Source organism: Mesorhizobium sp. LNHC232B00, from assembly GCF_000502435.1.
Classification (GTDB): Bacteria; Pseudomonadota; Alphaproteobacteria; order Rhizobiales; family Rhizobiaceae; genus Mesorhizobium; species Mesorhizobium opportunistum.
In genome coordinates this window covers 48,060-70,262 of sequence record NZ_AYWP01000010.1, presented here as the reverse complement: position 1 = coordinate 70,262, position 22,203 = coordinate 48,060, and the positions used below count along the sequence as shown (strand labels likewise).

18 protein-coding genes are annotated in these 22,203 nt (G+C 65.5%); 9 read left to right on the top strand and 9 right to left on the bottom strand.

What is annotated here, in order from left to right:
- Positions 1-3 precede the first annotated feature (3 nt).
- A complete protein-coding gene (locus tag X743_RS154400) occupies positions 4-1,512 on the top strand; it encodes an aldehyde dehydrogenase family protein (protein WP_023765961.1) in 1,509 nt (502 codons plus the stop codon).
- A 115-nt stretch (positions 1,513-1,627) separates the two neighbouring features.
- Here X743_RS154400 and X743_RS154405 read toward each other — a convergent pair whose 3' ends face one another.
- From X743_RS154405 to X743_RS154425, 5 genes are all read right to left on the bottom strand, one after another.
- Positions 1,628-3,700: a 3-hydroxyacyl-CoA dehydrogenase NAD-binding domain-containing protein gene (locus X743_RS154405; protein ID WP_023765960.1), complete on the bottom strand. Its 2,073-nt coding sequence runs from the start codon at positions 3,698-3,700 to the stop codon at positions 1,628-1,630.
- A 125-nt stretch (positions 3,701-3,825) separates the two neighbouring features.
- Positions 3,826-4,773 carry an ABC transporter permease gene (locus X743_RS154410; protein ID WP_023765959.1) on the bottom strand — a complete coding sequence of 316 codons (948 nt, stop codon included), beginning with the start codon at positions 4,771-4,773 and terminating at the stop codon, positions 3,826-3,828.
- 3 nt (positions 4,774-4,776) lie between these two features.
- Positions 4,777-5,757 carry an ABC transporter permease gene (locus tag X743_RS154415; protein WP_023765958.1) on the bottom strand — a complete coding sequence of 327 codons (981 nt, stop codon included), beginning with the start codon at positions 5,755-5,757 and terminating at the stop codon, positions 4,777-4,779.
- 1 nt (position 5,758) lies between these two features.
- Positions 5,759-7,228, bottom strand: a complete 1,470-nt coding sequence (locus X743_RS154420) for a sugar ABC transporter ATP-binding protein (protein ID WP_023765957.1) — start codon at positions 7,226-7,228, stop codon at positions 5,759-5,761.
- Between the two features lie 43 nt (positions 7,229-7,271).
- A complete protein-coding gene (locus X743_RS154425) occupies positions 7,272-8,285 on the bottom strand; it encodes an ABC transporter substrate-binding protein (protein ID WP_023765956.1) in 1,014 nt (337 codons plus the stop codon).
- A 208-nt stretch (positions 8,286-8,493) separates the two neighbouring features.
- On the opposite strand from X743_RS154425, the gene X743_RS154430 reads away from it, so the two are divergent.
- The 8 genes from X743_RS154430 to X743_RS154465 all read left to right on the top strand — a co-directional run bounded on the left by X743_RS154430 (position 8,494) and on the right by X743_RS154465 (position 17,744).
- A complete protein-coding gene (locus tag X743_RS154430; RefSeq protein WP_023765955.1) occupies positions 8,494-10,908 on the top strand; it encodes a glucan 1,4-alpha-glucosidase in 2,415 nt (804 codons plus the stop codon).
- 48 nt (positions 10,909-10,956) lie between these two features.
- Complete coding sequence (gnd, locus tag X743_RS154435; protein WP_023765954.1) at positions 10,957-11,973, top strand: phosphogluconate dehydrogenase (NAD(+)-dependent, decarboxylating); 1,017 nt, start codon at positions 10,957-10,959, stop codon at positions 11,971-11,973.
- Positions 11,974-11,995: 22 nt separating this feature from the next.
- The gene (gene zwf / locus X743_RS154440) at positions 11,996-13,372 is read left to right on the top strand and encodes a glucose-6-phosphate dehydrogenase (RefSeq protein ID WP_023765953.1); all 1,377 of its coding nucleotides are present in this window, start codon (positions 11,996-11,998) and stop codon (positions 13,370-13,372) included.
- Between the two features lie 14 nt (positions 13,373-13,386).
- Positions 13,387-14,091: an ROK family protein gene (locus tag X743_RS154445; protein WP_023765952.1), complete on the top strand. Its 705-nt coding sequence runs from the start codon at positions 13,387-13,389 to the stop codon at positions 14,089-14,091.
- Positions 14,092-14,303: 212 nt separating this feature from the next.
- Positions 14,304-14,768, top strand: a complete 465-nt coding sequence (locus tag X743_RS154450) for a MucR family transcriptional regulator (protein ID WP_023765951.1) — start codon at positions 14,304-14,306, stop codon at positions 14,766-14,768.
- Positions 14,769-14,889: 121 nt separating this feature from the next.
- Positions 14,890-15,990 (top strand): aminotransferase class I/II-fold pyridoxal phosphate-dependent enzyme, encoded by a 1,101-nt coding sequence (locus X743_RS154455; protein WP_023765950.1) that lies wholly within the window; start codon positions 14,890-14,892, stop codon positions 15,988-15,990.
- Between the two features lie 158 nt (positions 15,991-16,148).
- Positions 16,149-17,387 carry an MFS transporter gene (locus X743_RS154460; protein WP_013892320.1) on the top strand — a complete coding sequence of 413 codons (1,239 nt, stop codon included), beginning with the start codon at positions 16,149-16,151 and terminating at the stop codon, positions 17,385-17,387.
- Positions 17,388-17,435: 48 nt separating this feature from the next.
- Positions 17,436-17,744 carry an NIPSNAP family protein gene (locus X743_RS154465; protein WP_023765949.1) on the top strand — a complete coding sequence of 103 codons (309 nt, stop codon included), beginning with the start codon at positions 17,436-17,438 and terminating at the stop codon, positions 17,742-17,744.
- A gap of 61 nt (positions 17,745-17,805) precedes the next feature.
- Here X743_RS154465 and X743_RS154470 read toward each other — a convergent pair whose 3' ends face one another.
- Genes X743_RS154470 through X743_RS154485 form a run of 4 tightly spaced genes read right to left on the bottom strand, consistent with a single transcriptional unit; the run spans position 17,806 to position 22,165 of the window.
- The gene (locus X743_RS154470; RefSeq protein ID WP_023765948.1) at positions 17,806-18,522 is read right to left on the bottom strand and encodes a glutamine amidotransferase; all 717 of its coding nucleotides are present in this window, start codon (positions 18,520-18,522) and stop codon (positions 17,806-17,808) included.
- Positions 18,523-18,540: 18 nt separating this feature from the next.
- Entirely contained in the window at positions 18,541-19,020 is a 480-nt protein-coding gene (locus X743_RS154475; RefSeq protein WP_023765947.1) for a TerB family tellurite resistance protein, read from the bottom strand.
- 30 nt (positions 19,021-19,050) lie between these two features.
- Positions 19,051-20,649 carry a heme biosynthesis protein HemY gene (locus tag X743_RS154480; protein ID WP_023765946.1) on the bottom strand — a complete coding sequence of 533 codons (1,599 nt, stop codon included), beginning with the start codon at positions 20,647-20,649 and terminating at the stop codon, positions 19,051-19,053.
- Between the two features lie 10 nt (positions 20,650-20,659).
- Complete coding sequence (locus X743_RS154485) at positions 20,660-22,165, bottom strand: COG4223 family protein (RefSeq protein WP_023765945.1); 1,506 nt, start codon at positions 22,163-22,165, stop codon at positions 20,660-20,662.
- Between the last annotated feature and the right edge of the window lie 38 nt (positions 22,166-22,203).

Below are 22,203 nucleotides of genomic sequence, written 5' to 3'. Positions count from 1 at the left end.
TCCATGAACTTCTCCCCTGACCGGCCGACCTTCTTCGTCAATCCGGACTACCGGCCGATGACTGCCGCGGCAAAACCGGTGATCGACCCCGCGACGCTGGAAACCGTCGGCGCGATCGCCGCGGCCAGCGACGGCGAGATCGACGCCGCGCTAACCGCCGCGACCAAGGCGCAGGCCGCCTGGAAGAAGCTCGACGCCAAAAGCAGGGCCAAGCACCTGCACGCCGTCGCCAACGCCATCGAGGCGGCCGACTTCACGCGTTGCGCGGAACTGATGGTGCGCGAGATGGGCAAGCCCTATCCGGAAGCCATCGGCGAGATCGCCAATTGCGCGCCGATCTTCCGCTACTATGCCGAGATGGCGCGCGACGATGCCGGCAAGATCGCCGGCACAACGCAGGCTGGTTCGTTCCAGTATGCGCGATACGAACCTTACGGCGTGTCCGTCCACATCATGCCCTACAATTTCCCGATCCTGCTGATGTGCTGGACGGTGGCGGCTTCGCTCGCCGCCGGCAACGCCTGCATCATCAAGCCGGCCGAGGCGACGACGCTGTCGACGCTGGACTACATGACCGTGTTCCGCTCGCTGCCCGAAGGTCTGGTCTCCTGCCTGCCCGGCGGAGCGGCCACGGCGCAGGCGCTGATTGCCTCCGACCGCACCCATGCCGTTGCCTTCACCGGCTCGGTCGCCGCCGGCAAGGCCGTCGCGGTCGCCTGCGCCGAGCGCATGAAGCCTTGCGTCATCGAGGCCGGCGGCAGCGATCCGCTGATCATCAGCGAGCACGCGCCGCTGGAGGTTGCGGCGGCCGGCAGCGTCACCGCCGCCTTCCATCTCACCGGCCAGGTCTGCACCTCGGCAGAGCGCTTCTTCGTCGTCGACGCCGTTCATGATCGCTTCGTCGCGCTTTTCGCTGAACGGGCGCGTGCGCTGCGCATCGGCAACGGCATGGACAAGACCGAGATCGGCCCGCTGGTCAGCGAGGCCGCTCGCACCAAGGTCATGCGGCTGGTCGACGATGCCATCCGCAACGGCGCCACCGCAGTCACCGGCGGGCGCATCCCGCCGGCGCACAACACCGGCTGGTTCTACGAACCGACGATCCTGACCGGCGTCACCCCGGAGATGGCGATCGTGCGCGAAGAATGCTTTGGCCCGGTCGCCGCGATCTGCCGGGTGAAAAATTTCGACGAGGCGATACGGCTTGCCAATGACAGCCCGTTCGGGCTTGGCGCTTCCGTCTTCACCACTGATCTCGCCGAGGCGCATGAGGCCGCCGAACGGCTCGAGGCCGGCATGGTCTGGGTCAACAACCCGCTGATCGACAATGACGCCCTGCCCTTCGGCGGCTGGAAGGCTTCCGGCCTCGGCCGAGAACTCGGCCGCCAGGGGCTCGATGCCTTCCGCCGCTCCAAGATGGTCATCATCGACCACAAGCCGGTGATCCAGGAATGGTGGTATCCCTACCCCGACAGTTGGTTCCGCGAGGCCGGCGGCCGCAAGCACGTGTGAAAGCTACGGCGTGGCAAGGGCGCGCCAAGCGCATTTACGCTTCGATCGCTTCGACCAATACCCCGTGAGACCACGGCAGTCGTGCGGACGAAATCGCTCATCGACCGCCGTGTGATCAGCCCGTCGCGCCGGCCTCCCAGGAGCCGGTCTCAGCCATCGCTTTAAGCCGCGGGGCCGGCTTGAACACATCCTTGCCGGTCTGTTGGTGCCAATGCTCGAGCCGCTCGACGATCCTGGCCGCGCCTTCGAGGCCGGCCCAGAACATCGGGCCGCCCTTGCCGATTGGAAAACCGTAGCCATTGACCCAGACAACATCGATGTCGGATGCACGGGCAGCTATGCCTTCCTCGAGAATCTTCGCGCCCTCGTTGACCAACGGATAAAGCGTGCGCTCGATGATTTCGTCCGCACCGATCGCGCGCGGTTCGATGCCGCGCTCGGCCGCCTTGTCGCGGATCAGCGCCTCCACCTCGGGATCGGGAATGCCTGACCGCGCGCCGGCCTCGTAGAGATAGAAGCCTCGGCCGGTCTTCTGGCCGAAGCGCCCTTGCTCGCACAGCGTGTCGGCGATGACGGCCGTCTGGCCGCGCGCCTTGCGGTTGCGCCAGCCAATGTCGAGGCCGGCGAGATCGCCCATCTGGAACGGCCCCATCGGCCAGCCGAAATCGGTGAAGGCCTTGTCGATCTGGCTGGGTGTCGCACCCTCCAGGAGAAGCTCTTCCGACTCCGAACCCCGTGCCGCCAGCATGCGGTTGCCGACGAAGCCGTGGCAGACGCCGACGACGACGGCCACCTTGCCGATCCGCCGCGCCAGGTCGACGACGGTCGCCAGCGCATCCGGCGCGGTCTTGTCGGCCCGCACGATTTCCAGCAGCTTCATGACATTGGCCGGCGAAAAGAAATGCAGGCCGACCACGTCCTGCGGCCGCGAGACCGAGGCGGCGATTTCGTTGATGTCGAGATAGGAGGTGTTGGTGGCAAGGATCGCGCCCGGCCTGGCCACCGCATCGAGCTTGCCGAACACCTCCTTCTTCACCGCCATGTCCTCGAACACCGCCTCGACGATCAGGTCGCAGTCGGCGAGATCGGCATAGTCTGTGGCACCCTTGAACTGGGCGAGCCGCTGACGCTTGGCGTCCTCGGCCAGGGAGCCGCGCGAAACGGAGACGGCATAGTTCTTCTCGATCGTAGCCAGCCCGCGTTGCAGCGCTTCCTCGCTGGTCTCCAGCAAGGTGACCGAAAAACCGCCATTGGCGAAGGCCATGGCGATGCCGCCGCCCATCGTGCCGGCGCCGATGACGCCGACACGCGCGATCCTGCGCTTGACGATGTCCTTGCCGGGAACCTTTGCCGCCTCACGTTCGGCGAAGAACAGGTGCCGCTGCGCGCGCGACTGATCGCTGGCGACCAGTCCAGCGAACAGCGCCCGTTCCGCCGCCAGCGCTTCGTCGAAGGGCAGCGTGACGGCATTGCGCACCGCTTGCGCGCAGGCGATCGGCGCCTCGAGGCCGCGCGCCTTCCTGGCAAGATCGGCCACTTCGGCATCGAAGGCCGCCAGGTCGGTTTCCTTGAGGCGGTCATCGCGATCACGCACCGGCGTGAAGGGACCACCCTTGCGGGCCAACTCCCTGGCGAAGTTCACGGTATGTGTGGGCAGATCGCCTTCGAAAATGGCATCGATGAGACCGGCGGCATGCGCCTCCTCCGCACCGATCGGCGTGCCCGAAACGATCATCTTCAATGCCTTCACCGGGCCGACCAGGCGCGGCAGCCGCACTGTGCCACCGCCACCCGGCAAGAGCCCGAGCTTCACTTCGGGAAGGCCAAGCCTGGCGTGCGCGTCAGCGACACGGAAATGACAGCCGAGCGCCAGTTCCAGGCCGCCGCCGAGCGCGGTGCCGTGGATGGCGGCAACGGTCGGCTTGGCGATGGTTTCCAGCATGGCGACGATGGCACGCAACTCCGGCGGCTGCATCGGCTTGCCGAACTCCGTGATGTCGGCGCCGGCGACGAACGTCCGGCCGGCGCAGGCGATGACGATTGCCGCGACCGAAGCATCGTCGCGCAGGGCAACCAGCGCCTGCATCAGTGGCTCACGGACATGAAAACTCAGCGCGTTGACCGGCGGATTTTCGATGGTGACGACGGCGACATCATTGTCCCTGGTGACACTGACAAAACTGGACAAGCTGAACCTCCCGAGACCGGCTGCGATCGGGAGGGTTTACTAGGCCGCGCCGCGAATGGGAACCGCGCGTCGCACTGGCACAATGCTTGTCCGGAAGGGCTGTAGCGCGGCGAAGGCGCAAAATACTACCGAACCGCCCTCTCCCCACCCGCCGCCGTGATCACGCCAACGATAATCAGCCCCGTCAGCAGCAGCCGCACGCCGGCACTGACCCCAAAGGTGTTGAGCATGGTCAGCAGAAGTACCAAAAACAGCGCCGCGCCCCAGACGCCCGGCACATTGGCCTTGCCGCCGGCGACCGACGTGCCGCCGATGACCACCACGGCAATCGAGGCCAGCAGATATTCATTGCCGATATCGACATTGGCGCCGCGGAAATAGCCGGCGAGCAGCGCGCCGTCGATGCCGCCGAGCGCGCCCGACAGCGTGTAGGTGAGGAAGCGGATGCGGCCGACATTGACGCCGGCGAGCCAGGCGGCGCGGATGTTCTGGCCGATCGCCAACACCGAGCGGCCATAGATCATGCGCTGCAACGCGATGGCCGCACCGATGGTAAACAGCACGGTGAGGATCGCCAGCACCGGAACGCCCAGGATCTGCCAGTTGGCGAAATTGGCGAAGCCCGGCGGCGGCTTGATCTGTAGCCCGCGCCCATAGCTGATATCGATCGACTGGATGATGAAGCTCGCCGACAGCGTGGCGATGATCGGTGGGATGCGCAGCGCCCAGATCAGCAGGTAGTTGGCCGCGCCGATCGCCGCCCCGCAGGCGAGCGCCGCCAGCAGGCCGACCACGATCATGGAATCGCTGCCGCCCATCACCTTCATCGCGACCGCGCTGGCAAGACCGATATTGGCCGGCAGCGACAGGTCGACATTGCCCGGGCCGAGCGTGATGACGAACATCTGGCCGACACCGACGATGACCGTGAACACGGCGAGCGACAGCGCCGCCGTGACCATGCCGCCGCCGCCATAGCCGCCGGTGAAGGCGATCGTCGCCAGCCACACCACGAGCGCGCCGACGAACGACCAGATCCACGGTTTGCCGGCCAGCGATTTCACCCATGCCATCGCTTACCTCTCCCTGCGGCTGATCAGCACCCGCGCCGCCAGCACGATGATGAGGATGGCGCCGTTGGCGGCAACCTGCCAGTCGGGCGGAATGTGCATGAAGGTGAGCAGCGGCGAAGCGGCCAGCGCCAGCGTCAGCGCGCCGATCACCGCGCCGATCGGCGACACCCGGCCGCCGACGAACTCGCCGCCGCCGAGGATGACGCCGGCGATCGCCAGCAGCGTGTAGCCATTGCCGATATTGGCATCGGCCGAGGTGGTGATGCCGATCAGCGCCATGCCGGACAGCACGCCGAACAGGCCGGCCAGCGCGAACAGCACGATCTTGGTCTTGAGCAGCGACCAGCCGGCGCGCTTGAGCGCGGCCGGATTGCCGCCGGAGCCGCGCAGGATCACGCCATAGGAGGTCCGCATCAGGCCGAAATGGACGATGAGCCCGATCAGCAGCGCCGCGATGATCGGAAACGGCACGAAAGGCGGCTTGAAGGACATGATCGCCAGCAGCCAGTCCGGCGCCTTGCCGCCCGGCTTGGGCAGCACGAGAATGGCCAGCCCCTGCCAGACGAAGCTCATGCCGAGCGTCACCACGATCGACGGCAAATTGCGCAGATGGATCAGCGCCCCGAGCAGCGCATAGATGCCGATCGAGCCGAGCAGTATGGCGACGCCGATCAGCGGAGCGTCCTTCAGCCAGGTCGCGGTGACGCAGCCGACGAAACCGACGAAGGTGCCGATCGACAGGTCGAGTTCGTTGCCCGCGATGACGAACATCTGCGCGATCGTCGCCAGCGCGATCGGGATCGCCAGGTTCAGCATCAGGCTGAAGCCGAAATAGCTGATGGCGCGCGGGTTGAGCCAGGCGATGGCGATGAGCACCAGCGCCAGCGACAGCGCCGGCAGCAACCCGCGCAGCAGGCGCGCGCGTGCCGCGCTGCCGCGCGCCGCGGACGCCTTGAGACCGTTTTCGAGTGTCGCCGCCGTCATCTCAGGCCGCATCGCCGAAGGAGGACTGGATGATCTTCTCTTCGGTCAACTCGTCGCGACGCAGATTGGCGACGATGCGGCCGTTCTTGAAGACGTAGATGTGATCGCAATTGTCGAGCTCTTCGGTTTCGGTCGTGTACCAGAGAAAGGTGCGGCCGCGGCCGGCCTCTTCGCGCACGAGGTCATAGACTTCGAGCTTGGTGCCGATGTCCACGCCGCGCATCGGGTCGTCCATCAGCACGATCTGCGCATCCGAGCCGAGAGCGCGGGCAAACAGCGCCTTCTGCTGGTTGCCGCCCGACAGCGAAAAGATGTTGTTGTTCATGTCCGGCGTGCGAATGCCGATCTTCTTTTGCCAGGACCGCGCCAGTTCGGCCTCGCGTTGCGGCGAAATCAAAAGCCCGTTGCGCAGGCGTGCAAGCGAACCGATGCCGATATTCTCAGCGATCGACCACTGCGAAAAAATGCCGTCCGACTGGCGGTCGCCGGCCACCAGCGCCACCGGCGCCGTCACTTCGATGCCCTTCTTGGCGCGTGAGGCCGCACTGAAGATCGACAGCAGCAGGTCGGTCTGCCCGTGTCCGGCCAGCCCGGCAAGGCCGATGATTTCGCCGGCACGGGCGACAAGGTCGGTGCCGTCCTTCTGCGCGGCGGGCCGCGCCTGCACCCGCAGCGGACTGGCTTCGGGCTTTGCGGCAGCGGCTTGCGCCGCGATCTTGCGGCGCGCCTCCGCCCCGCCCATCACCGTCACCAGCCGGTCGCGATCGAAGGCATCCGCCGCGTCCGACGCCACCACCTTGCCGTCGCGCATCACCACGATGCGGTCGGCATTGCGCAGCACCTCGCCCAGAACATGCGAGATCAGGATGCAGCTTTTGCCGCTGGCCACGAAACGCCGCACGAAGGCGAGCAGCTGGCCGGCCGTATGCGCGTCGAGCGAGGATGTCGGTTCGTCGAGGATGACGAGGTCGAGCCGGTCTTGCGTGACCGTGAAGGCACGGGCGACCTCGACCATCTGGCGCCGGCCGATCGACAGGTCGGCAACGATATCCGATGCCGAAATGCTGTGGCCGGGAAAAATCTCGTCGAGCTTGGCGGAGATCAGCTCGGCCGCCTTGCGCCGCCAGCCGAAGCCGGTGAGCGAAGCGTGGTTGATGCGCGTGTTTTCGGCGACGCTGAGATTGGGACACAGCGACAGTTCCTGGAACACGCAGCGTATGCCGAGCTGCTGCGCGCGCGACACCGAGTAATTGTCCTCGACGGCGCCATGCACGCCGATCTTGCCGCTGTCGGGCGTCAACGTGCCCGCCACCATGTGCATGAGGGTCGATTTACCGGCGCCATTGTGGCCGACCAGGCCAACGCACTCGCCAGGCCCGACGTGGAAATCCACCCCGCCCAGCGCGCGAACGGCGCCGAATTGTTTTTCGGCGCCGTTCAGTCTGATGATATCGGCGTTCCCTTCAGGCATGCTCAACAATATCCGCTCGCCAGTATGGACGCCAACGCCGCATTCACTTGATGTTGGCTTTGATGGCCGCCGCCGCTTCTTCCTGCGTGTATTCGTGGGTGGCGACGCCGCCCTCCTTGATCTTCGGCAGGGCTGCCTCGAAATCGTCCTGGGTGAAGGCCAGATAGGGCACCAGGAGATCGTGCGGAATATCCTTGCGGCCGTCGAGCACCTGCTGCGCCACCCAGAAGGCGAGCGTCGACACGCCCGGCGCGATCGAAGCCGACCAGGTCTGATAGCCGTCCTTCTCCTTCTGTTCCTTCCACCACTTCAGCTCGTCCTGCCGGTTGCCCATGATGATGGTCGGGCGCGGCTTGTTGGCGGCGGCGAAGGCTTGCGCGGCGCCATAGCCGTCACCGCCCTGGTCGACGATGCCGACGACATCGGGCAACGACGGCAGGATGGTCGCCACCGCCTTCTGCGCCGTCGTCTGGTCCCAGTCGCCGGTCACCGAGCCGACGATCTTGAACTCGGGATGGGCGGCGACGCCTTCGAGGATGCCGGCATGGATGGCATCGTCGATCGACGTGCCGGCCAGGCCGCGGATTTCCAGCAAATTGCCGCCCTTGGGCTGGAACTTGGCCATCTGCTCGACTTCCTGCTTGCCCATGTCCTTGAAGTCGACCACGACGCGGTAGGCGCAAGGCTCGGTGACGATGCCGTCGAAGGAGACGACGACGATGCCGGCGTCGCAGGCCTGCTTGATGGCGCCGTTGAGCGCGTCGGGCGAAGCCGCGTTGATGACGATGGCGTCGTAGCCCTGCAGGATCAGGTTCTGCACCTGGGCTGCCTGCGTCGGCACTTCCTTGTCGGCGGTGGTGAAGATGTCGGCCGCGCCGACGACCTTGTCGTCGACCGCCTTCTTGGTGACGATGCCATAGCTGTCGAGCATCGCCTGCCGCCATGAATTGCCGGCATAATTGTTGGAGAATGCGATCTTCTTGCCGCTGGTGTCGGCAAGTGCCGTGCCGGCGGTGAGCACCGCTGCGAGCGTGCCGAGGACAAATAGCTTCTTCATGTCATACTCCTCCCGAGAGTTGCTGGTCTTGAGGGCTGTTGGTGACTGTCGCGCTTGCGTACCTGTTTTTTATCTATTGTCAGACAAAAGTGCAGAAGGCCGGCGGGCTGTCAACTGCAATCAGCGGGGCGTGCCGATCAACTTGCGGTGCAATGATTGAAATGGCTCCGGGTCCTGTCTAGGGAGTGGGTCAGGAGACCGAAACAGAATGCCAGTGACGCCAAAAATTGCCCAGGGCGCCCCGGGAATTCCGGCGCGCTGGACGTCAAGCGCCAAGAGTGGCGTCGGCACTTCGCTTTCGCCGGCCGGCCAGATCTGGTTCACCATCAGCCACGGCATCCTCAACGAAATCTACTGTCCGCGGCTCGACAGCGCCTGCACCCGCGACCTCGGCCTGCTCGTCACCGGTCCCGACGGCTATTTCTCGGAGGAAAAGCGCGATGCCGCGCACGCCATCGAGCCGTTCGAGGACGGCGTGCCGGCCTACAGGCTGGTCAACACCGCCACCGATGGCGCCTACCGCATCGAAAAGCGCATCCTTGCCGACCCGGCGCGCCCCGCACTGCTGCAGGAAATCACCTACACGCCGCTCAAGGGCGCGCCTGGCGACTACCGCGTTTACGCCTTGCTGGCGCCGCATCTGGTCAATGCCGGCATGGGCAACACCGCCTGGATCGGCGCCCACAAGGGAAAACCGGTGCTGTTCGCCTCGGGGCGCGGCTCTTGCCTGGCATTGGCTTCGTCGCTGTCCTGGCGAGACTGTTCGGCCGGCTATGTCGGCTTCTCCGACGGCTGGCAGCAACTGAACCATGCCGGCAGGCTCGATCCGGCCTGCCAGCGCGCCGAGAACGGCAATGTCGCGCTGACCGGCGAGATCGGCTTTACATCGGCCAAGACAAAGGCCGTGCTGGCGCTGGGTTTTGGCGCGACGCCGGATGAGGCTGCGGAAAACGCCTTCGCCAGCCTGAAGCGAGGTTTTGAGCCGGCAGCAAAGTCTTATGTCCAGAACTGGCGCAAATGGCAGGCCGGGCTGCTGCCTCTGGACCGGCGAGCGGCGTCCGGGGTCAACAGCTATCGAACCAGCACCGCTGTCCTGGCGACGCACCGCTCGATCGCCCTGCCGGGCGCGGCGGTCGCCAGCCTGTCCATCCCCTGGGGCTTCAACAAGGGTGACGACGACCTCGGCGGCTATCATCTGGTCTGGCCGCGCGACCTTGTCGAGACGGCGGGCGGATTTCTCGCGGCAGGCGATGCCGCCTCGGCGCTGCACATCCTCGACTATCTCGCCTCCATCCAGCAGCCGGACGGTCATTGGCCGCAGAACGCCTGGCTCGACGGATCCGCCTATTGGCCCGGCATCCAGATGGACGAATGCGCCTTTCCGCTGCTGCTGGCCGATGCCTTGCACCGCGCCGGGCACCTGCCACGTACCAGGCTCGCCACCTTCCAGCCGATGATCGAACGCGCCGCAACCTATGTCGTGCGCAACGGACCCGTCACCGGCGAGGACCGCTGGGAAGAAGACGCCGGCTACAGCCCGTTCACGCTCGCCGTCGAGATCGCCGCATTGCTTGCCGCCGCCGACCTGCTCGACGCCTGCGGCGAGGCGGACGCGGCAACCTATCTGCGCGAGACCGCGGACGTCTGGAATGACCAGGTCGAGCGCTGGACCTATGTCACCGCCACGGCCACCAGCGAGGTGGCCGGCGTCGACGGCTACTATGTCCGCATCGCGCCACCCGACAGCGCCGAGGCCGGCTCGCCGAAGGACGGCTTTGTCCCGATCAAGAACCGGCCACCTGGCGATACCGATCGGCCGGCGCAAGAGATCGTCAGCCCGGATGCGCTGGCGCTGGTCCGCTTTGGCCTCCGGGCCGCCGACGATCCGCGCATCATCGACACCGTCAAGGTCATCGACGCGCAATTGCGCTGCGCATTGCCGCAAGGGCCGCTCTGGTACCGCTACAATGGCGACGGCTATGGCGAGCACGAAGATGGCTCGCCCTTCGACGGCACCGGCCAGGGCCGGCCATGGCCGCTGCTCGCCGGCGAGCGCGCTCACTACGAACTGGCGGCGGGCCGCAAGGACAAGGCCGCCGGCCTGCTCGACACGCTGGAACGATCCGCCGGAACGGGTGGCCTGTTGCCGGAGCAGGTCTGGGACGGCCCCGACATGCCCGAGCGCGAACTGCTGCGCGGCAGGCCATCGGACAGCGCCATGCCGCTGGTCTGGGCCCATTCGGAGCACATCAAGCTGTTGCGCTCGCTGCGCGACGGCGCGGTCTTCGACATGCCGCCGCAAGGCGTGAAGCGCTACATCGAGGACAGGACCGTATCGCCGTTCAGGACATGGCGCTTCAACAACAAGATCCGTGCGCTGCCTGGGGGCAAGACGTTGCGTGTCGAGCTGCTGGCTCCGGCCACGGTCCATTGGAGCATCGACAACTGGACGACCGCCCAGGACAGCAAGACCGAAGAGAATGCTTTCGGCATCCACCTTGTCGATCTGCCCGTCGCCCTGCCCAGCGGAAGCACGCTGACCTTCACTTTTTTCTGGCCCGGGACCGGCGATTGGGAGAATGTCGACTTCTCCGTCACATCAGGCGAGCAGGATAGCCGCTAAAATCCTTCCTCGACAAACCCCAAATCTCCAGCAAACAGGGACGAAACCATGCAGATCGGAATGATGGGACTGGGCCGGATGGGCGCCAATATGGTCCGCCGCCTGATGCGCGACGGCCATGAATGCGTCGTCTACGACATCAACCCCGCCAGCGTCGCGGCCCTGGTCGGCGACGGCGCCCTTGGGGCCGCCTCGATGGCGGAATTCGTCGGCAAGCTCGCCAAGCCGCGCTGCGTCTGGCTGATGCTGCCGGCCGCCATCACCGGCAAGATCATCGATCAGGTCGCGGCCCTGATGGAGCCCGGCGACATCGTCATCGACGGCGGCAATTCCTACTATCATGACGCCGTCGACCAGGCCGCGAAACTGGCCGCCAAGGGTATCCATCTCGTCGATGTCGGCACCAGCGGCGGTGTCTGGGGCCTGGAGCGTGGCTACTGTCTGATGATCGGCGGTCCCGACGTCGCGGTGCAGCACCTCGATTCGGTCTTCGCCACGCTGGCGCCGGGCGCCGATGCCGGCGCGCCTTCACCGGACAAGGCTGCCGGCACGGCGCCGTTCGGTTACCTGCATTGCGGGCCGAGCGGCGCCGGCCACTTCGTCAAGATGGTGCACAACGGCATCGAATATGGCGTCATGGCCGCTTATGCCGAAGGCATGAACATCCTGAAATCGGCCAATGCCGGCAAGCGGCAGCGCACCGCCGACGCCGAGACCAGCCCGCTGGAAAACCCGCAATACTACCAGTTCGACATCGACCTTCCCCAGGTCGCCGAGGTCTGGCGCCATGGCAGCGTCATCGGCTCCTGGCTGCTCGATCTCACCGCCGGCGCGCTGAAGAGCGATCCGGGCCTGGCGCAGTTCGGCGGCCGGGTCTCGGATTCCGGCGAGGGACGCTGGACGCTGAAGGCGGCGATCGACACCGGCGTGCCGGCGCCGGTGCTGTCCTCGGCGCTGTTCGACCGCTTCTCCTCGCAAGGCGAATCCGAGTTCTCCGACAAATTGTTGTCCGCCATGCGCTATGCCTTCGGCGGCCATGTCGAGAAGCCGAAGGCCGGCAAGTGACGGCGGCAGGGGAGACACAGGCATGAGCCAGGAACGGTCCGACACACTGGTGCTCTTCGGGGCGACCGGCGACCTCGCCCACAAGAAGATATTTCCAGCGCTTTACCAGATGGTCGCCAAGGGCACGCTCACCGAACCGGTGATCGGCGTGGCATTCGACGCCTGGGATTTGAAGCAGTTGCAGGCCCGCGCCCGCGACGGCATCGTCAACGCGCTCGGCAAGATCGACGAAAAGATCTTCGCCAAATTCGCCAATTTGCTGCGCTATGTCAGCGGCGACTACCGCGACGGCGCGACCTTCGAAAAGCTGAAGAGCGCGCTCGGCAGCGCCCAGCGGCCGCTGCACTACATGGCGGTGCCGCCGACCATGTTCGAGACCGTCGTGCAAGGGCTGGAGCAGTCGGGCACGGCGCACGGCGCGCGGCTGATGGTGGAAAAACCCTTCGGCCACGATTTGCAGTCGGCGCGCTGGCTGAACCGGGTCCTGCACCTGGTGTTCGACGAACAGTCGATCTTCCGCATCGACCACTATCTCGGCAAGGAAGCGATCCAGAACCTGCTCTATTTCCGCTTCGCCAATTCGCTGCTCGAGCCGATCTGGAACCGCAACTACGTCGAAAGCGTGCAGATCACCATGGCCGAGGATTTCGGCGTCGAAGGGCGCGGCCGCTTCTATGACGACGTCGGCTGCATCAGGGACGTCATCGAGAACCATCTGCTCAACATTCTCTTGCTGCTGGCCATGGAGCCGCCCGTCGGCCGCTCGGCCGACGACCTGATCGACGAGAAGGTGCAGGTGCTGCGGGCGATCAGGACGCTGACGAAGGACGACGTCGTGCGCGGCCAGTTCACCGGCTATCTGGCCGAGCCCGGCGTGGCGCCGAATTCGCCGGTCGAGACTTTCGCGGCGGTGCGCTTTTTCGTCGACACCTGGCGCTGGCAGGACGTGCCGTTCTTCATCCGCGCCGGCAAGAACATGCCGGTGCATGTCACCGAGGTGGTGGTGCGGCTGAAGCGGCCGCCGCTCGACGTCTTCGACCCGATCAAGCCCGCCGACCAGAACTACGTGCGCTTCCGCATCGACCCGCAGGTGGTGATCGCCATCGGCGCCCAGCGCAAGGCGCCCGGCGACGACATGGTCGGCGAGCAGGTGGAACTCACCGCGCTCGACGACAGCAAGGGCGACATGCCGCCTTACGAACGGCTGATCGGCGACGCCATGAACGGCAATGGCCAGCTGTTCACGCGCCAGGACGCGGCCGAGCTCGCCTGGCGCATCGTCGGCCCGGTGCTCGGCGACACCACCCCGCCGCACCTTTACGATCCCAGGACATGGGGACCGGCGGACGCCATGGCCGACTTCGGTCCGCCAAATGGCTGGATCGACCCGGTAGCATGAGCGGAGGGGAAGCGATGGCCAAGGCGGCAAAGCAGAAGGCTGCGGACACCGGCAAGATCGTGCTTTCGATCGATATCGGAGGCTCGCACGTCAAGATCCTGACCAGCGCCGGCGGAGCGGAACGCCTGGCCGATTCGGGCCCGGACCTGACACCACGACAGATGATCGACGTGGTGAAAAAGCTCGCCGAGGGCCTGTCCTACGACGTCATCTCGATGGGCTATCCAGGCCCGGTGCGTCACAACAAGCCGGTGCTCGACCCCATGAACCTCGGCAAGGGTTGGGCAGGCCTCGATTTCGCCGCGCAGTTCGGCAAGCCGGTCAAGGTGGTCAATGATGCGCTCATGCAGGCCATCGGCAGCTATGAAGGCGGGCGCATGCTGTTCCTGGGCCTCGGCACCGGCCTTGGCGCGGCGATGGTCCTCGACAATGTCGGCCAGCCGATGGAACTCGCCCATCTTCCTTACAGGAAAGGCAGGAGCTTCGAGGACTATGTCGGCGAACGCGGCCTGGAAAAGCACGGCAAGAAGAAGTGGCGCAAATATGTGTTCGACGTCGTCGGCCGGCTCCGCGCCGCCTTGCAGCCCGACTATATCGTCATCGGCGGCGGCAATGTCGACAAGCTCGACGAGCTGCCCACCGACAGCAGGCGCGGCGACAACACACGCGCTTTCGAAGGCGGGTTTCGTCTGTGGCGAGACGAGGCCTTGATCGTCTGATATTATTACGTTTTAGTATAGTTGTTCAAAATCACGTGTGACGCCACGTCAGTCATTGCATTAAGCAGATTTGCCGACTAGGAGTTTCGCCGAACTACACTGCGGCGCGACCAAGGGGTCCACGAAAGTCGCTTCAGCACTTAGGGTTTGCGCACTGTCCTTTCGAAAACGAGCCCGATTTTCGAGGCTGCGCGCCATAGACGGAGGAAAGATTGACCGACGATAGCAACGACGCTCGCAAAGACATCGACCTTCTCGAGCTGACCGCTCATATTGTGTCCGCCTACGTCGAGAAGAACCGCTTGCCCGCCTCCGGCCTGGCCGACCTCATTGCCAGTGTCGCCGCCTCGATCAGCAGCCTCGGCAAGCCGGCGGTTACGGTGGCGGCGCCCCTGGTCCCCGCGGTCAACCCCAAGAAGTCGGTGATGCCGGATTTCATCATCTGCCTCGAGGACGGCAAGAAGTTCAAATCGCTGAAGCGCCATCTCGGCGTGCATTTCGGCCTGAGCCCGGACGCCTATCGCGCCAAATGGGGCCTGCCGTCGGACTACCCGATGGTCGCCCCCAACTACGCCGCCTCGCGTTCGCTGCTGGCGAAGTCGATCGGCCTTGGCCGCAAGGCGGCCGTAGTGGTACCCGTCAAGGGCAAAGCTCGGAAGGCCAAGGTCTCGGCCTGACCCCTTCATCCTGAGCCAATCGTTAGGACGACTGGAACAGAAGCCTGCCGGCGAATTCGCCTTGGCAGGCTTCATGTTTTTGTGGCTTGGATAGGCTAGACAGGGTGATCTGGGGGAAGCCATGAACTACACCAGGATGGTGATCGAGAAAGAGGCGCCGGAAGAGTACGGCTACGACCGTATCCGCTACAATCTCTCCGAAAGTTCGATCGCCGACCAGAAGCTCTCCGACATCGGCCTGTCGCTGCCCGACCTGACGCTCTTCTATGGCGAGCATCGCGGCGATAAGGACTTGCGTGCGCTGATTGCGGCGCAGGATGCCGGCGTTTCGCCCGACGATGTGCTGGTCACCGCCGGCGCCGCCGGCGCACTGTTCATCATCTCTACCTCGCTTCTGTCGGCGGACGATCACCTCGTCGTCGTCAGGCCCAACTATGCCACCAACATCGAGACCCCGAGGGCGATCGGCTGCGCCATCGGCTTTGTCGACCTCGCGTTCGAGAACAGCTTTGCCATCGATGTCGAGGCCGTCAAGGCGGCGATCCGGCCGAACACGAAGCTGATCAGCGTCACCTGCCCGCACAATCCGACCGGCACGATGATGCGCCGCGCCGAACTCGACGCTCTGGTGGTTTTAGCCGAAGCCAGCAACTGCCATTTGCTGGTCGACGAGACCTATCGCGATCTCTCCTACGGCAAGCGGCTGCCGTCGGCGGCCTCGCTGAGCCGCAAGGCCATCAGCGTCTCGTCGCTGTCGAAGGCCTTCGGCATTCCCGGCATCCGCATCGGCTGGCTGATCACCAGGGATGCGGCCCTTCAGGAGACGTTCCTTGCCGCCAAGGAGCAGATCGGCATTTGCGGCAGCGTCATCGACGAAGGTATCGCACGCGGCATGCTGGAGCGCCGGGACGCCTTCCTGGCGACGCTGCTGCCCGAGATGGCAGGGCGACGCGACATCGTCCAGGCCTGGATCGACCGCGAGCCGCTGGTAGACTGGATCAGGCCCGAAGGCGGTGTCGTCGGCTTCCCGCGCCTCAATGTCGACCCCGGCTTCGACCTCGACCGGTTCTATGTGAACCTGCTGGAAAACCACGGCACCTATGTCGGGCCCGGTCACTGGTTCGAGATGCCGAAGCGCTTCTTTCGCGTTGGTTTCGGCTGGCCGACCGAGGCCGAACTGAGGGGTGGGCTCGATGCCATTTCGGCCGCGCTGCGACAGTAACTTCCTTGTGCGATGGATCGGCCAAGGCGAAAGTCCCTTGATCCAGGCCTGATTTTAACGCATATGCCCGCCGAACTTTGATAAGTTTCATTGATCGGAACAGCGCCCATCCGGGAAGTGCCCCGCCGGTCAATGTCATAGCAACGGGGCCTCACTCGATGACATCCCTACAAACTTCCCCGGAGCAGCGTTACGCCGCGTTCCGGCACAAAGCCTTCCTCAGCTATTGGACGGCGCGCTTCCTCACCACCTTCGCCACCATGATCGTGTCCGTCGCCGTCGGCTGGCAGATCTATGATTTGACGCGCGATCCCTTCGATCTCGGCATTGTCGGTATCGTCCAGTTCCTGCCGTCGCTGCTTTTGGTGCTGGTCACCGGCGTCGTCGCGGATCGCTTCGGCCGCCGCCTGATCATGGCCTTGGCAACGGTGGTCGAGGCAAGCTGTGCGCTCGTTCTCCTGTACTTCACGCTGCGCGGCCTCGTCAGTCCGCTGCCGATCTTCGTCGTTCTGGCGCTGTTCGGCATGGCGCGCGCCTTTTACGGACCGGCCTCCTCGTCGCTGTTCGCCAATCTGGTGCCTCCGGAAGATTTCGGCAACGCGATTGCGTGGAACTCGTCCGCCTGGCAGACGGCAACGATCGTTGGCCCGGTCGCCGGCGGCCTGCTCTATGGCGTCTCGCCGGAAGCCGCCTACGCTGTCGCCTCCGCGCTGATGCTGGTGGCGGGCCTGCTGATCTTCACCATTCCCAAGCCCGCCCAGCAGACCGCAACCGACAAGCCGACGATGGAAACGCTGTTTGCCGGCTTCCGCTACATCTGGAGCGAGAAGATCGTGCTCGGCGCGATCTCGCTCGACCTCTTCGCCGTGCTCCTGTCCGGCGCCTCGGCGCTGCTGCCGGTCTATGCGCGCGATATTCTTGAACTCGGCCCCTGGGGCCTCGGCCTGTTGCGCTCGGCGCCCGGCATCGGCGCCATCTGCGTGGCGGTCTGGCTGGCCGGGCACCCACTTCGCGACAATGCCGGCAAGATCATGCTCGGCTTCGTCGCCGCATTCGGCGCCTGCACCGTGCTGTTCGGCCTGTCGACCATCACCTGGCTGTCCATCGTCGCCCTTGCCTTGCTGGGCGCCACCGACATGTTCAGCGTCTACATCAGGGAAACGCTGATCCAGTTGTGGACGCCGGACGAAGTGCGCGGCCGCGTCAACGCCGTCAACCAGGTCTTCGTCGGCGCCTCCAACGAAGTCGGCGAATTCCGTGCCGGCACCATGGCGGCATTGATCGGCACGGTTCCGGCGGTAGTGATCGGCGGCGTCGGCGCCATCGCGGTCGCCGGCCTGTGGGCGTATCTGTTCCCGCAACTGCGCAGGGTTCGCCACCTCAACGGGCGAAACTGACGCGCGCTAACCGTCGGCAAGATTCGTCACCCTGTCACAGGAACTCCCATGATCACTTGTTACCTGAAATATGTCATCGATCCTTACAAGCTTGCCGAGTTTGAAGAATATGGCCGTCGCTGGATCGGTCTGGTCAATCGTCTCGGTGGAAACCATCACGGCTATTTCCTACCAAGCGAAGGGGCGAGCAATATCGCCTATGCCATGTTCAGCTTTCCGAGCCTTGCCGACTACGAGGACTACCGCAAACGGATGGCTGCCGATCCGGAATGCCAGGAAGTGTTCGAAACGGAAAAACGCAATCGCAGCATTCTCAGCTATGAGCGCAGCTTCATGCGGCCGGTGCTCGAAGCCTAGAAAAGTGGATGTTTCGGAAAACGCGAAAACCGTCCTCGTCCGGAATTGCAAGAAAACCGAGCTACCGTACCGCTGGCCTGCCGAACACCATGCGCAGGAACTCGTCCAGCCAGCGCTTCAGATGTAAATCCCAGATCAGCCGGCCCCCCAAATGATCGCGGCCCGGCTGCGCGCCGGGCAGCTCGAAGCGATGCGCGCCGCGCACCACCCAGCGCTGCATCATCACCCTGGTCAGTTCGCCGTGGAACTGGATGCCCCAGGCATTGTCGCCATAGCGGAAGGCCTGGTTGGGGTAGGTCTCCGCCGTCGCCAGCAAGATCGCGTCGCTCGGCAGCGAAAAGCCTTCGCGATGGAACTGGTAGACCATCTCGGGCCAGTGCATCAGCTTCTTGCCGGCTTCGGTCGCCTTGAGCGGATACCAGCCGATCTCGACCAGCCCTTCGCCGTGACCCTCGACCTTGCCGCCGAGATGATTGACCAGCATCTGCGCGCCAAGGCAGATGCCGAGCAGCGGCCGGTTTTCCTTGAGCGGAATGTCCAGCCAGCTGGTCTCGCGGCGGACGAACTCGTCCTCGTCATTGGCGCTCATCGGTCCGCCGAACACCACGGCGCCAGCATGGCCATCCAGCGTCTCCGGCAAGGCGTCGCCAAGCGGCGGCCGGCGGATATCGAGGTCGAAACCCTCTTCGATGAGCATGTGGCCGACGCGTCCGGGGCTCGAATTCTCCTGGTGCAGCACAATCAGGATTTTTGGCTTCGGGCTCGTCTGGCGCGGCATCGGCAGGCGGGATCCCGTCTATTCGTCGCTGGAGGTTCCGCGCGCGCCGGGCGCTTGCGCCGCCGCCTTGCGGCGCGCCTCGACCCGGTCGTGGCGCTCGACGCCGATCAGTTCGGCGACGCGCCACACCGTGTTGTCCTCGAGTTCATGCAGCTCGCCATCGGCATAGACGATCTCCCACATCAGGCCGATGAAGGCCTTGCGCCCGTCCGCGTCGAGGTGGCGCTTGAGAACGCTGGTGAAGGCATAGAGGTCGATCGCCTCGTTGTCGGCACGCTCGCCGGCGGCGGCGAGCGCCTCGAGTTCGGCGCCGCTGATCGAGTAGCTCTGCGCCAGCACCGCCTTGAACCGCTCCCATTCGACATCCTGCCGCACGCCGTCGGCATTCATCACATGGTAGAGCAGCGCCGAGGCGGCGACGCGCGGATCGTCCGTGCTGGCATGCGTGCCGGAACTGGCCGGCAAGTCCCTGAGAAACGACAGAACACGTTCGAACATCAATTCATTCCCAACCGCCCGATGGCCAAATCAAAACAGCCGGAAGCGGCGCGGCGACTTCTCTGCCTCGTCGTCCGGATCGACGCCGGGATCGTCCGGCAAGCGCGTCAATTCTTCCGCCGGCTCCACGCCCTCGGCATCGGCCGGCACCGCCGCGAACGCCGCGGCCGTAACCGGCGTGACGTGGTCTTCGCGGCTTTCGGCCGCCTTGTCCGTCGCCTCGCTGCCCGTGGTGGCAGGTTCGATCGCGTCGACCGGCGTTTCGCTGACCGGCTTGGACAGGGCCTCGATGACCGGCACGGTGTCCGGAGCCTCATCACGGCTATCTATGAGCTGGCCAAGCCGCTCCATCGGCGCACGCCACTCGAAGGCATCGAGCCGGCCGGTGACCGGCGATACCGGCGCCCACCGTTCTGAAACGACGCCGTCGGCGACCCAGGCCGGATCGCGCGGCGCCCGTACCGCCTTGGAGAGCAGTTGCCTGACCTTGCCCTGGTCGCCGGTCTCGGCCTCCTCCACGTCGGCGAGCAGCAGATACGCGCCCTCGCGGCGGTCCATCCGGATCGCTGCCTCGGCCTCGCGGCGGGCGGTCGAAAAATCCTGCGCGTCGAGCGCGGCGCGCGCCACCGTCATCGACGATTCGGCGTGGTTCTTCTTCATCTCCTGCAGCTTCTTCGCCCGGTTGAGGCGGTCGAGCACGGCGTCGCCCGGCCTTGCATGGATATAGAGCTCGGCGACCTCCGGATGCGGCTCGGCCTTCCATGCCGTCTCCAGGATCTTCGAGCCCTTGCGCACGTCGTTCTGCTTGAACAGCGCGGCGGCGGCGGCGACGGCGGCGGGGGCGAAGTCCGGCCGCAGCTTGTTGGCCTCCAGCGCCGCTGTCCTTGCCGCGTTGGGGTCACTGTCGGCGAGCGACTGCGCCTTGGCGGTCAGCAGCACGGCACGACGGCGGTTGGCGGCGTCGCGTTCGATCTGCCGTGTCGACTTCTGCGCATCGACCAACTTCAGGGCGCCGTCCCAGTCGCCGCGCGCGGTCAACTCCTCCAGCGTCGATTCGGCGGCCCAGGCGAGCTGCGGCGCCATCACCGCGGCACGACCGGCATAATGGCGCGCCGCGTTGCGGTCGCCCAGGCGTTCGGCTTCCAGATAGAGGCCACGCAGGCCAAGCAGCCGCATCTCGGGATCGTCCAGCATGCTCTCGAATTTCTGCCGCGCGCCTTCATGGTCGCCTTCGAGCAGCGACGCTTGCGCCTCCAGGAGATGGATCAGCGGTTCCTGGTCGGAGCGGATCAGCTTGGCCGCTTCCTTGGTCTTCTTGCGCGCCAGCGCACCGTCGCCGGCGCCGGCGGCGATCATGCCGGTCGACAGCGCCTGATAGCCGCGGTCGCGGCGGCGCACGCGGAAATAGCGCGAGATGGTGTAGGGGCTGTTCCACAGCGACTTGACGAGCCACCACGCGATCATCACCGCGGCCACGACCGCCACGACGGCCACCGCCGCGACCATAAGGCTGACCTGGTACTGGTAGCCGTTGAAGGTGATGACCATGTCGCCCGGCCGGTCGGCCAGCCAGGCAAAGCCCAGCCCGAGCGCGAAGACGACGACGAGGAAGGCGAACAGGCGGATCATTGTGTTGCCCTCATGCCTTCATCGCGCTGGAGATCAGCGCGTCGACCTGGGTTTCGACCTCGACGCGGGCCTTCAGTTTGCCGGCAAAGTCAGCGCCGGCGGTCTTCACCGCTGCCGGCAGCGTGTCGTATTCGCTGAGCGCCTTGGCGTAGTCGCCCTGGTTGACCGCCATCTCCATGCGCGCGACCGTTTCCGGCGCGCCGGCCCCTTCGACGGCGCCAATCGGCCGGACCTTGACCAGCGATTCGGCGCTCGACATCAAATTGTCGAGGAAGCCGGCATTCTGATCGACCGGCGTTGCGGCGGCGACCATGGCATTGGCGGCAGCATCCACCTGCGATGCGATCTCGGCTCGGGTCGGGACGCCCTTTTCGGCATAGGGTCGCAAGGTCGCGAGTTCAGGCGCGTTGGGCGAAATCGCGGCCAGCGTATCGAGTTCGGCCGAGAACGGCGCGCCACGGTCGAGCGCCGCCTTCAGCGCCGAAGCGGCGATGGCGAGCGCGATCTTCGGCTGCGAAGCCTGGGCGTCGACCTTGCCGGAGAGCTGCGACACCGACTGTTCGAGCGCGGCGAGCCGTCCGTCCTGGGTCTTCGCCGCTTCGCTTGTCGATTTCACCAGCGCATCGAGATCGGCCAGCTTTTCGTTGAGCGGGCCGAGATCGACCGGCGCCGCGCTGCCGGCCTTGCCGAGAGCCGCGACCGCGGTTTCGATCTGCTTGACCTTGTCGCCGAGCGCGGCGAGCCCGGCATTGTCGCCGGCGCCGCCGGATTCAACCGCCGATTTCAGCGCCGCGACATCGGCCTTAACCTGCTCCAGGCCCGAAGAAAGCCCGACCAGCTTGGCCGCTGCATCGTTGTTGCCGCCGGCTTCTTTCAGGCCGGTGATTTCGCTCTTCAGCGAGGCGATGTCGCTGTTGACGCCATCGAGCGAGACGCCGGCGCCGGAACCCGGCGCGCCGAGCAGACCGGCGAATTGCAGGCCGCCGGCGCCGACCAGCGCGATGACACCGCCGATGATGCCGGCGGCGAGGCCGTTGAGGCCGCCACGCTTCGGCTGCGCTGCCATTGGTCCGCTCCTTGCGTCGGGTTTTCCCCCGGCTGCCTTGGTTTCACCAGTCTTGGTGGTTGCGTCCTCAAAGTTGTAGTCGGAAGAAGGGTTGCCACGGTCGGATGGCGTGTCCGAGCCGGGATAAGGCATTTCCGGCTCGGCGGCCTTGACCCTTGCCGCCGTATCCGCCCCGGACTGTCCCGCGGCGGCATCGGCATGCTCCCAGGGTTCGAGATCGACCTGGTCGGCATGCACCGGCTCTTCGGGCGCCTCCGGCTGCGAGGCGTTCGCGGCTTCCTCCGCCTTCGCCTCGTCGGTCTGGGCCGCATTCCCGGCTTCTGCGTCCCCGACTGCTGCGTCCTTGCCGGCATCCTCGTCGACGATGCGCGAGACGGCACCCGGCTCGAGATCGATGGTCACCGGGTCGCGGCGTCCTTTCGAGTGTCGCATCTTCGGCGTCTTGACCATGCCTGGGCTCCGCAAAATTCGCTTCGTCTCAACGCCTG

Bases quoted from the DNA above. Each gene is read 5' to 3' on its own strand.
- X743_RS154445 (WP_023765952.1), top strand. From the start codon at position 13,387: ATGGCCAAGGCGGCAAAGCAGAAGGCTGCGGACACCGGCAAGATCGTG.
- X743_RS154475 (WP_023765947.1), bottom strand. From the start codon at position 19,020: ATGTTCGAACGTGTTCTGTCGTTTCTCAGGGACTTGCCGGCCAGTTCC.
- X743_RS154400 (WP_023765961.1), top strand. From the start codon at position 4: ATGAACTTCTCCCCTGACCGGCCGACCTTCTTCGTCAATCCGGACTAC.
- X743_RS154485 (WP_023765945.1), bottom strand. From the start codon at position 22,165: ATGGTCAAGACGCCGAAGATGCGACACTCGAAAGGACGCCGCGACCCG.
- X743_RS154455 (WP_023765950.1), top strand. From the start codon at position 14,890: ATGAACTACACCAGGATGGTGATCGAGAAAGAGGCGCCGGAAGAGTAC.
- zwf (WP_023765953.1), top strand. From the start codon at position 11,996: ATGAGCCAGGAACGGTCCGACACACTGGTGCTCTTCGGGGCGACCGGC.
- X743_RS154465 (WP_023765949.1), top strand. From the start codon at position 17,436: ATGATCACTTGTTACCTGAAATATGTCATCGATCCTTACAAGCTTGCC.
- X743_RS154410 (WP_023765959.1), bottom strand. From the start codon at position 4,773: ATGGCATGGGTGAAATCGCTGGCCGGCAAACCGTGGATCTGGTCGTTC.
- X743_RS154420 (WP_023765957.1), bottom strand. From the start codon at position 7,228: ATGCCTGAAGGGAACGCCGATATCATCAGACTGAACGGCGCCGAAAAA.
- X743_RS154460 (WP_013892320.1), top strand. From the start codon at position 16,149: ATGACATCCCTACAAACTTCCCCGGAGCAGCGTTACGCCGCGTTCCGG.
- X743_RS154415 (WP_023765958.1), bottom strand. From the start codon at position 5,757: ATGACGGCGGCGACACTCGAAAACGGTCTCAAGGCGTCCGCGGCGCGC.
- X743_RS154480 (WP_023765946.1), bottom strand. From the start codon at position 20,649: ATGATCCGCCTGTTCGCCTTCCTCGTCGTCGTCTTCGCGCTCGGGCTG.
- X743_RS154430 (WP_023765955.1), top strand. From the start codon at position 8,494: ATGCCAGTGACGCCAAAAATTGCCCAGGGCGCCCCGGGAATTCCGGCG.
- gnd (WP_023765954.1), top strand. From the start codon at position 10,957: ATGCAGATCGGAATGATGGGACTGGGCCGGATGGGCGCCAATATGGTC.
- X743_RS154470 (WP_023765948.1), bottom strand. From the start codon at position 18,522: ATGCCGCGCCAGACGAGCCCGAAGCCAAAAATCCTGATTGTGCTGCAC.
- X743_RS154425 (WP_023765956.1), bottom strand. From the start codon at position 8,285: ATGAAGAAGCTATTTGTCCTCGGCACGCTCGCAGCGGTGCTCACCGCC.